The organism is Streptomyces sp. NPDC048057, assembly GCF_040653095.1.
GTDB lineage: Bacteria > Actinomycetota > Actinomycetes > Streptomycetales > Streptomycetaceae > Streptomyces.
On the sequence record NZ_JBEZNF010000012.1, the window covers coordinates 220,616 to 230,977 of the forward strand.

A 10,362-nucleotide genomic window follows, 5' to 3' on the forward strand; every position below is an offset into this window, starting at 1 on the left:
GATCGGGTTCAGTGATCGGGCCGATGAACATCACGTCAGGCGGTCACAGGGTCGACTTGAACAGCAGACGGTTCGGGGTGCCGGTGACGTTGCCCCGGATCACGTTGGCGGTGCTGTTGTTGATGAGCCAGTTGTTCAGCGTGGTGCTGGCGGTCTCGCCGTTGGCCGCCTTGTAGAGCGCCGCCACGCCCGCGACGTGCGGTGCGGCCATCGACGTACCGCTCATGCTGGTGGTGCCGCCGCCCATCCGGGTGGAGGTGACGTTCACGCCCGGGCCGTACAGGTCGGTGCACCGGCCGAAGTTGCTGAAGCCGGCCTTGTTGTCGCCGGAGTCCGACGCGGCGATGGAGAGCGCGTTCGGCGCGCTGGCCGGGGAGTAGTTGCAGGCGTCCTGGTTGTTGTTGCCCGCCGCGACCGTGGTGTGGACGCCGGAGTTCGCCAGCGCGGTGGCGGCGTTGTTGAGGGCGGCCGAGTAGCCGCCGCCCAGGGAGGCGTTGGCGACCGCGGGCTTCGCGGCGTTCTGCCGGACCCAGTCGAAGCCGGCGATGATGGCGGAGAAGGAGCCGGAACCCTGACAGTTGAGCACCTTCACGCCGCGCAGTTGCACGCCCTTGGCGACGCCGTAGGTCGAGCCGCCGACGGTGCCGGCGACGTGCGTGCCGTGCCCGTTGCAGTCCTGGCCGTTGCCGCCGAAGGCGTCGAAGACGTTGCGCGCCCGGCCGCCGAAGTCCGGGTGGGCGGTGTAGATGCCGGAGTCGATGATGTACGCCGTGACGCCGGCACCGGTGCCGTTGTAGGTGTACGTGGTGTTGCGCCCGGTGCGCTGGTCTATGCGGTCCAGACCCCAGGGCGCGTTGTTCTGCGTCGCCGCGGACGCGGTCTGCTGGTCCTCCTCGATGGAGGCGATCCGCGCGTCCCCGCGCAGCGCCGTGAGCTGCGTCGGGGTGAGGGTGGCGGCGAAGCCGTTGATGACCTCGTCGTACACGTAGTCGGTGGCGATCGACCGCGCCTTGGCCACGGCCGCCGCGTCGACGCCCGCCTTCACGGTGACGATGTACTTCCCCTTGATCTCGCTGGCGGTCGGGGCTTCGGCGACCGCGACCAGCGGAGTGGGCGCGGGCGCGGGGGCGGCCGAGCCGGTGGAGGGGATCAGGGCGAGCGGCAGGGCGAGACCGAGGGTGCCGGCGGCGACGCCGCCGAGGTGGGTTCTGCGCATGGAGGGCTGACACCTTTCGTCGTCCGGCCGCACGGGTGCCGCGGGCCGGGGAGCGGGGGAACGCACCCGGGCCGCAGAGAGGTCTTGGGGAACCCTCGGACGAACCGGACTCGGGCGCGGAAGGTGGAACAGCTCGCCGCACGACGACGGCGGCGGTGATGGTGGTGCGCGACACGGCGGCGGAACGACGGCGGGAGGACGGCGACGAGGACCGTCGGGCCCGACCGCCCGTTCCTCGTGACGGATGGTCAGAGCCGTGTTCCGACACGGTGGTTCGGGAGCGGGGTCGCCGCTTATCGGACCTCCGTGTCCGCAGTGCGATCGACAAGATACCCCGTCAACTCACCGTTGACCATGGTTGAAATGGGCATGACCGAACCGGGATACTGCTGTCTTTGTGCCCGGCCGCGGACGGCCCCACGCCCCCCTCCTCGCCGTTCGCTTCCGGCCAGCCCGCCGCTCCCTTGATCCACCCGGAAGGCGCATCCTTTAGGCTCGTTCGCCATGGGGAGTGCATACGACGATCTGCCCGCGGGCACCCACGGCGCACTGCGCCCCGGCGCACTCTCCGGTGCGGCGTCATGAGCGCCCTGTTGCAGCTCACGGACGTGCAGCACGGATACGACGGCCAGTCGGTCCTCAACGGGGTCAGCCTGAGCGTCGACGCCGGCCGGTGCGTCGTCCTGCTCGGCGAGAACGGCTCGGGGAAGTCCACCCTGCTGCGGCTCGCCGCCGGGCGGGAGGCGCCGGATTCGGGCCGCGTCACGCTCCGCGGCACCGCCGTCGACGAGGACGACTGGGCCGTACGCGCCGCCGTCGCCGCCGTCATGGACACCGGCACGGGCTATCCCGACCTCAGCGTCCGCGAGCACCTGATGCTCGTCGCCCTCGCACACGGCCTGGCCGACGAGGCGGACGCCGCGGTGGACGAGGTGCTGGCCGAGCACCGTCTGACCGCGCGCGCCGACGCGCTGCCGCATCAGCTGTCGTCCGGGCAGACGCAACTCCTCGCGCTGGCCCAGGCGTTCATCCGGCCCGCCGAACTCCTCCTGCTCGACGAGCCGGAACAGCGGCTCGACGCGGACGCCCGCCGCCGGCTCACCGAGCGGGTGCAGTGGCTGAAGGAGCAGGGCACCGCCGTGCTCCTCGCCACCCACAACCGTCCGTTGGCGGACGCCGTGGCCGACGTCGAGTACACCGTGTCCCGCGAGGGACTGCTGGTCGCGGGCGGATCCGGTGACTGAGCAGGGGACGCGTCCCGTTCCGACGCTGGACGAGGCCGACGCCGGACGTGCCACCGACGCGGTGCTGGCACGGCTGCGCCTGGTCCGCTCGCCGCGCCGCGAGGAGCGCCGCAAGAGCATCGCGTACACCCTGTACTGCACGGCGCTGCTGTTCGTGATCTGGGGACTGCCGCTGCTGTTCGCCGCGGCGGACGCCGGCTCGGACGGCCGGCTGCGGGGGGCGGTGGCCGAGCGGGTGCTGTCGGCGCTGCCGACGACGCTGCCCGCCGTGCTGGCCACCGCGACCCTGTTGATGGCCGCGCGAGCCCTGTGGCAGGGGCCGGTGCTCTTGGAGCGGGCCGCGCTGTCGTGGCTGCTGCCGCAACCCGTGCTGCGCCGCGCCCTGCTGCTGCCCCGCTTCGTCGTCGCCGCGGTCACCAACACCTCGGTCGCGACTGCTGTCGGCGCCGTCGGGGGATTCCTGCTGCACGCCGTCGGGGCGGGCTCCTGGTGGGTCGCGACCGGCGCGGGAGCGGTCGCGGGCGCAACGGTCGGCTTCGTCGGGACGTCCTTGGCCACCGCGGTGCAGTGCCACTGCGAGAAGCGCGGGTTGGCGCGCCGGTCGTGGATCAGGCTGACGGCGTGGGCGGTGGTGACGTCGTTGTGGCTCCTCGCCGGCGTCTCGCTGGTGCACGGCCCGTGGGCCGCGGAGCACGTCGTGCCGTGGTCGGGGCCGTGGGGCTGGGCCGCGTTGCCGCTGACCGCCGTGGTGGACGGCGACCCGCCGTCGGTTCTCGGCTGGGCAGGCGTCGCGCTGTCGGCCCTGGTCCTGGTCGCGGCCGGCCGGATCGGCGTTGCCGCGGCCCCCCGGATCCCCACCCGGGTGCTGCGCAAGCAGGCCGGCACCGCACTGCGCGTCCAGGCTTCCCTGTACTCCCTCGACCTGCGGCAGGCGCGGGCGGCCGTACGCGCCACCCGCCCCCGGGCCGCGATCCCCGTACGCCTCCCCCTCCCCCGCCACACCTGGCTCCTCGTCCCCTGGCGGGACGCGACCGCGCTGCTGCGGGCGCCGGGTCGCCTCGTGTGGGCGATGGTCTGGGCGGCGGCGACCGGGGGACTGCTGTGCCTGGACGACGTCCCCGCTCCGGTCCTGCTGCTGGCGCTGCCGGCCGGCTATCTGGCCGCAGCCCAGTTGGTGGAGCCGGCCCGGCTGGAGACGGACGACATCCGGCGCTCGGTGCACCTGCCGTGGCCCGCCCGGGTGCTGGCGCTGTGGCACGGCCTGGTGCCGTCCGCGGTGCTGCTCGCCCTGTTCGCCGTGGGCGCCGGGGCAGCGGCGGGCGCGGGCGTCTGGTCGGACCGGCTGCTGGTGTTGCCGGCGCTGGTGCCCGCACTGGTCGGTGCCGCGCTGGTGAGCGCGTACCGCGGTCCCGTCCCCGTCCACTTGATGATCGGCTCGATGACCCCGCTCGGCGACACGGGCCCGCTCGGCGCCCTCCTGTGGCAGGCCCGCGGCCCCCTGGTGGCCCTGGGCTCCCTGGCCGCCGTGGACGGCCCGCTGCGCGGAGCCGAGTTGGGAGCCCTGGGCCTGCTGTGGCCGCTGGCGGTCGGAGCGGGGATGGCGTGGTGGCTCGGCAGGACGGCGCGCAGGACCATGCGCGGCGGATGAGCCGCGGGCGTCGGGGTGAGCCGGGTACCCCCGCTGCCCCCGGACTCCGCCGGAGGCGTCGGTCTCGGCGGAGACGTGCTTCTCGACCCGTATCTCGCCGCCGCAGGTGGTGGACCACCAAAGAGAGGGCTGACGCACCTCGTTGACCCAGCCCTCGGAGGCGAGCGAGCCGCTGCAGTACGTGCCGGCGGACCAGCCCTCGTCGTCCCGGATGGTGAAGTTGCCGGTGACCGCGATGTTCCGCCAGACGCTCGTGGAGGCGGAGGTGGAGGCGGTCCGCTCCCTCTCGGCCGCGACGGCGGCCGGGGCGGCGGTCGAGAGCAGTGCTGCGGTGGCGGCACCAGTTTCCTGGGGCCCGCACCCGGCGGTGGTCGGGGTAGCGTCCCGGGAAGTACGGGCGGTGGCGCAGTGCTCCCGCAGCCCTCGGGCCGGGCCGCCGACAACCGCGCCCGGGGTCAGCGTCCCTGACGTCGACGCACGTCGAAGCGGAGCAGCACCTGCACCACGCGCCACACCGCAGCAAGGGCGGCCAGCACCTTCCCCACCACGAGCAGGCCCTTGCCCACGGGCTCGGAGACGCCGACGAGCAGTGCGGGCACCAAGAGCACGCCGAACACGGCCGCAGCCAGGACGGCGGCCGTCACCAGGGCGAACATGATCTCGACCGTCATCGCGTCCTTCTCCCACCGCGACTCCCGACCCCTGTCCATGCGGCAAGCTTCGCACAGACCGTCAGGCCCTCGGCTGGGGGAATCCTGGCATCGTGGCCCTGGCCCAGGAGTTGGGCTGCTGCGGCGTCGAGGCTCATGACGTCGTCGGCGGCCGGCCCGGGCGAGCCCGCTGGAAGGGCCCTGCACCACGGCCGACCGCCGGACATCACCGAGGACGTGCCCCGCACGCGCTGCGGCGCCGTGCGGGGCAGCTGACTTCCCGGCCCCCGTGGCCGTTCTTCACGGCGTCACCGGTTCACCGCCCCGACCCCAGGAGCGGGGCGGCTGGTGGTGTGACGGTCCGTCGTGCTCCCGGATCAGCAGGAGAGGTTGGCACCGGCCGGCACACCCAGGATCTGGGTGAAGTTGTTGTAGCGGTTGACGCGGCTCTGGACCTGGGCGGGGTGGCCGCCGTCGCATTCGAGCGCGCCGTTGATGGCACGGATGGTCTGGCCGAAGCCGGCGCCGCTGATCATCGCGTCGTGGGCGGTCACCGGGCCGGGGCCGTCCTGGGTGTTCCAGTACCAGAGCGCCGTCATCATGGAGATGGCCGGGTCCGTCTCGACCAGGTCGGGGTTGTTGAGCAGGTCGATGCCCAGCCAGTCGCCCACGGTCTTGTAGTTGAAGTTCCAGCTCAGCATGATCGGGCCGCGGCCGTAGTACTTGGCCTGGCCCGCGGGGCAGCCGTAGGGCTGGCTGCGGTCGCAGTAGAGCGGGTAGTTCCGCTCGTCGATCTCCTTGATGTAGTAGAGCCCGCCGGTCTCGTGGCTGATGTTGGCGAGGAAGGCCGCGGCCTCCTGCTTGCGCATCGTGTCGTTGCCGGTGTGGGCGAACGCGGGGAACGCCTTCATGGCGTCGGTGAGGCCCTTGTACGTGTAGAAGGGGTTCCGACGCGGGAACATCTGGTTGAACTGCGCCTCGCTCACCACGAAGCTGTTCGGGTCGGGGTTGCCGCCCGTGCCGCAGGTGTACGGGTCCCAGTAGTAGGTGCTCACCACCGGGTTGTACCCGGGGTTGGCCCGCTCGGCGACGTAAATGCTGCCGTCGGTGTACTTGACGATGTCGCCCACTCGATAGTTCTGGCCGGCGGCCCAGGCGGGGGCGACGGCGCACTCGTCCACCGGCGAGGTCGAGGGGGCGGCGGTGGCGGTCGGCACCAGGGCCGTCGCCAGCAGCGAGCCCGCCGCCAGCACGGCGGCCAGCAGGGCTCTCATTCGGGTCTTGAGCACGGTCCAGTGACCTTTCGTGCGTCCGTGGGCATGCCTGACAGCCTCGGCGGGACACCGGGGCGACCAGACACACCGTGTTGGGGGGTGGTTACGCACACCCAAGCGCCCCGGGTGGGGCGCGGTCAAGGTATAGACCAATGCTATTTCTGAAACAACTGCCTCCATTTCAGGGCCGGTTAGCAGGTGGGTGGGTACCGCGGTCCGGGGCCGCCCTCCTGGGAACCGGGTACCAGCGGATCTGGCGACCCGACGGGCGGTCGTGCGGCCCCGGGGGTCCGACGCAGCGGCCGCGGTCGCGAGCAGGCCGCCCGACGCGCCGCGTCGGCACCGCATAACCTGCTCGGGTGACCACCGACCTCACCCTGCTGTCGCGCGTCGCCCATCGCGGGCAGGAGGTCACCGCTCCCCTGCTCCGCGGACTCCTCGCCCTGCTCGCGGCCGACCTGCGCAGGGGGTGCAGCACCGACCGGCTCGTGGCCGGACTGTGGCCGGACGCATTGCCCGAACGGCCGGCCAAAGCCTTGCAGGTCCTGGTGTCCCGGGCGCGGGCGCACCTCGGGCCCGACGTCCTCGTGACCACCCCGGTCGGCTACCGGCTCGCGCTCGCCGAAGAACGGGTCGACAGCTCCGCGCTGCTGCTGCACGCCGCCGCGAGCGCCGACCGGGCCGGGGCCGGGGACCACGCGGCTGCGCTGGCCGCCGCGGAAGCAGGGCTCGCGCTGTGGGAGGACGCCCCCGGTGACACGGGCGACAGCGGCGACCCCGTGGCGGAGCTGCGCGCCGCACGTGCGCCCGTACGCGACGAACTCGTCCGGACGCGGGCGCTCGCGCTCGCCCGGCTCGGCCGGCACGCACAGGCCGCCGGACCGCTCGCCCTGGCCGCCGCGGACCGTCCGCGCGACGAGGAGGTGCTCGCGGAACTCCTGCGCTGCGAGGCCGCGACGGCGGGCCCGTCGGCCGCGCTGACGCGGTTCGAGACGTACCGGCGCGAACTGCGCGACCAGCTCGGTACGGATCCCGGCCCGGCGCTCGGAGCCGTCCAGCAGGAGCTGCTGCGCGGCACGGCACCGGTCGGCAGGTACGGCGTACCGCACGAGCCGAACCCGCTGCTGGGGCGGGATGCGGACGTGGCGGCGGTGGAAGAGCTGCTGGACGCCTCCCGCGCCGTCACCGTCCTCGGCCCCGGCGGCCTCGGCAAGACGCGGCTCGCGCACGCCGTCAGCCGCCGGGCCGGGCAGCGCCTGGTGCGTTGCGTACCGCTCGCCGGCGTCGGCGCGGACGGGGACGTGGCCGCGGAGGTGGCCGCCGCGCTCGGCGCGGGCGAGGGCCGGCACCGTACGGCCGACCTGCTGCCCGGGATCCTCCGCGCGCTCGGTCCGGGGCCCGTGCTGCTGGTGCTGGACAACTGCGAGCACGTGGTCCGGGGCGCCGCCGATCTCGTACGCACCCTGCTCGCGGCCGTCGAGGACCTGCGGGTGCTGACCACCAGCCGTGCCCCGTTGGACCTCACGTCGGAGGCGGTGTACGCGCTGCCGGAGCTGGCCCACGACACCGCGGTGGAGCTGTTCGCCCAGCGCGCGCGGGCCGCCCGGCCCGGTGTGGCGCTGCCGCCGGACGCCGTGGCCGAGGTGTGTCGGCACCTCGACGGGCTGCCGCTCGCCGTGGAGTTGGCGGCGGCCCGGGTGCGGGTGCTGTCGGTGCCGGAGGTCGCCCGCCGCATCGGGGACCGGTTCGCCCTGCTGCGCGGCGGAGCGCGGGACGCGCCGGCGCGCCACCGCACGCTCCACGCGGTGGTGGAGTGGAGCTGGAACCTGCTGGCACCGGACGCCCGCGCGGCGCTGCGCACGCTCTCCGTCTTCCCGGGCGGCTTCTGCGCCGAGGCGGCGGAACACGTGCTCGGCGGGCACGCGCTTTCTCTGGTGGAGCAGTTGGCCGGGCAGTCCCTGCTCACCGTCGTCGACGGGCCGGCCGGCGTACGGTTTCGGATGCTGGAGACCATCCGGGAGTTCAGTGCCGCCCGCCGCACGGAGGCGGGCGAGGACGCGACGGCCGTGGACCGATTCCTCTGCTGGGCCCGGGACTTCGGCGTCGCACACCACGACGTGCTCTTCGGTCCCGAACCACTGGCCGCCTGGGAACGCATCGGGGCCGAGCAGGACAACCTCGTCCTGGCCCTGCGGCACGCCCTGGCCCGCGCGGACGGGCCCACCACCGCTGCCGTCACCGCGGTCCTCGCCGCGCTGTGGACCACCGACTCCAACCACCCCCGGCTCGCCGCCCTCGCCGCCGACACCGGACGGCCGCTGTCGCACCACCGTCCCGGCCCCGAGCACGTCGACGTCGCCCGCACCGCCGCGGTGCTCTGTGCGGCGAGCCTGCTCATGGGCTACCGACCGCACGCCGGAGCCGTACGCCAACTGGTCACCCTGCGCCGGCTGCCCCCGGCACCGCCGGACACCCTGCTGCGCGCCACCGCGATGGTGCTCGGCGCGGTCCCCGAGATGGTGCCGCCCGGCTACGACGTGCTGCACGGGCTCTGCGCCAGCGACCAGCCCATGGTCGCCGGGGTCGCCGAGTACGTCGCCAGCCACGTGTGGGAGGACGCGCACGACGTCGAACGCGCCCTCGCGTCGGCCCATCGGACCACCGCCGTACTGGCGTCGGTTCCGCATCCGTCCGTGCAGGTCATGACGTACGCCAGGCTGGGCGACATGGGGCTGCACGCGGAACGGGGCGAGGCGGCGTACAAGCATCTCAAGGCGGCGCTTGAGGCGCTGCCGCGGCTCGGCGACGAGCAGGACGCCATCGGCATCCGCAGGGGCCTCGCGCTCGCCTGCCTCCAGCGCGGCGCGTGGGACGAGGCCGAGCGGTGGCTGCTGTTGGCGGAGGGTGACGGCTCCCCCGACTTCGGCGGACGTGCTGAACTGGCCCTCGCCCGCGGGCAGGTGGAGGACGGGCTCGCGCTGTGGCTCAGCGCGGCGGAGCAGGTCACCGCCGCCGATGCCGGGCTCGACCCGTGGGCGCTCCAGGTCCAGTCGGTGGCGGTGACGGCGCATGCGTACGCGGGACGGCTCGATCGCGTCGGGGAGATGGTCGACCGGCTGCGTTCGGGGCTCGACGCACTGCTGTCCGGCCCGTCGGCGACGCCCGGGGAGCTTCCGGTGGCCGGCACGGTGCTGCACGCACTCGGCGTGGCCCGGCTCTCGGCCGGTGACACCCGTGGCGTACGGATGGTCGCACTGGCCGAACGACTGCGGGTGTTGCGCGAGTTCCAGCCGACCATGTCCTCTGCGCGTGCGCGGCGGGCAGCCGAGGAGGCCGACGGGGCGGCGTACTCCGAAGCGGTGTCGGCGTACGCCGCCCTGGAACGTCACGAGCTGCGGGAAGCGGCCCGGGCGCTCATCGCGGGTCGCGGTCGAACAACGACGTCGACCAGGACGAGCCGACCGCGGTCAGGGCCAGGCACCAAGCGAGGGTGAGCCACCCGGAGTTGCCGATCCCGGTGCCGAGCAGCAGTCCGCGCAGGGTCTCGATGGCGGGGGTGAAGGGCTGGTGCTCGGCGATCGGCTGGAACCAGCCCGGCATCGTGTCCACGGGGACGAAGGCGCTGGACACGAACGGCAGGATGACCAGCGGCACCGCGTTGTTGCCGGCGGCCTCGCCGTTCCGGCTGACCATGCCCACCGCGATCGCCATCCACGTCAGCGCCAGGGCGAGCAGCGCGAGCAGTCCGTAGGCCGCGAGCCACTCCAGGACGGTGGCGTCGGTGGCGCGGAACCCGATCGCCACGGCGAGCGCGCCGACGACGGTCACGCTCGACACGGCCTTCAGCACGCTGCCGACGACGTGGCCGATGAGTACGGATCCGCGGTGGATGGCCATGGTGCGGAAGCGGGCGACGATGCCTTCGGTCATGTCGTCGGCGATGGACACCGAGGTCCCGACCAGGGTGGTGCCCAGGGTCATCACGAGGATGCCGGGGACGAGGTAGCCCAGGTAGTCGGACCGGTCGGCGCCGCCGCCTCCGATGCCGGCGCTCATCGTGTCGCCGAAGACGTAGACGAAGAGCAGCAGCAGGACGATCGGCGTCAGGACGACGTTGAGGGTCAGCGCCGGATAGCGCCACGCGTGCAGGAGGTTGCGGCGCAGCATCGTGGTGGAGTCACGGACGGCGAGGGTGAAGGTGTTCATCGGACGCTCTCCTTCGACGCGCTGGGGTGGGTGTTGCTGGTGAGGGCGAAGAAGACGTCGTCGAGGTCGGGGGTGTGGAGGGTGAGTTCGTCGGCTTGGGTGCCGGTGGAGTCGAGCCAGTCGA

General features: G+C 73.4%; 7 protein-coding genes and 1 pseudogene. 3 read left to right on the top strand and 5 right to left on the bottom strand.

The window, feature by feature from the left end; translation table 11 throughout:
• Positions 1-43: 43 nt before the first annotated feature.
• Complete coding sequence (locus tag AB0E05_RS16645; protein ID WP_361963851.1) at positions 44-1,216, bottom strand: S8 family peptidase; 1,173 nt, start codon at positions 1,214-1,216, stop codon at positions 44-46.
• Between the two features lie 581 nt (positions 1,217-1,797).
• Here AB0E05_RS16645 and AB0E05_RS16650 point away from each other — a divergent pair.
• Together AB0E05_RS16650 and AB0E05_RS16655 are read left to right on the top strand one after the other, a co-directional pair.
• Positions 1,798-2,460, top strand: coding sequence for an ABC transporter ATP-binding protein (locus tag AB0E05_RS16650; protein ID WP_361963853.1), 663 nt, complete (start codon positions 1,798-1,800; stop codon positions 2,458-2,460).
• Positions 2,453-4,108, top strand: coding sequence for a DUF6297 family protein (locus AB0E05_RS16655; protein ID WP_361963855.1), 1,656 nt, complete (start codon positions 2,453-2,455; stop codon positions 4,106-4,108). The genes AB0E05_RS16650 and AB0E05_RS16655 overlap by 8 nt, the downstream gene beginning before the upstream one ends.
• Positions 4,109-4,563: 455 nt before the next feature.
• Here AB0E05_RS16655 and AB0E05_RS16660 read toward each other — a convergent pair whose 3' ends face one another.
• Entirely contained in the window at positions 4,564-4,818 is a 255-nt protein-coding gene (locus AB0E05_RS16660) for a DUF6332 family protein (RefSeq protein WP_361963857.1), read from the bottom strand.
• Positions 4,819-5,135: 317 nt separating this feature from the next.
• A complete protein-coding gene (locus AB0E05_RS16665) occupies positions 5,136-6,047 on the bottom strand; it encodes a glycoside hydrolase family 19 protein (RefSeq protein ID WP_361963859.1) in 912 nt (303 codons plus the stop codon).
• 344 nt (positions 6,048-6,391) lie between these two features.
• Here AB0E05_RS16665 and AB0E05_RS16670 point away from each other — a divergent pair, with 344 nt between their 5' ends.
• Entirely contained in the window at positions 6,392-9,526 is a 3,135-nt protein-coding gene (locus AB0E05_RS16670) for a BTAD domain-containing putative transcriptional regulator (RefSeq protein WP_361963861.1), read from the top strand.
• Here the strand turns inward: AB0E05_RS16670 and AB0E05_RS16675 are convergent.
• Together AB0E05_RS16675 and AB0E05_RS16680 are read right to left on the bottom strand one after the other, a co-directional pair.
• Positions 9,447-10,238, bottom strand: coding sequence for an ABC transporter permease (locus AB0E05_RS16675; RefSeq protein ID WP_361963864.1), 792 nt, complete (start codon positions 10,236-10,238; stop codon positions 9,447-9,449). The genes AB0E05_RS16670 and AB0E05_RS16675 overlap by 80 nt on opposite strands.
• A pseudogene (locus AB0E05_RS16680) lies at positions 10,235-10,362 on the bottom strand (ABC transporter); the annotation flags it as partial. The gene AB0E05_RS16675 and the pseudogene AB0E05_RS16680, both read right to left, overlap by 4 nt.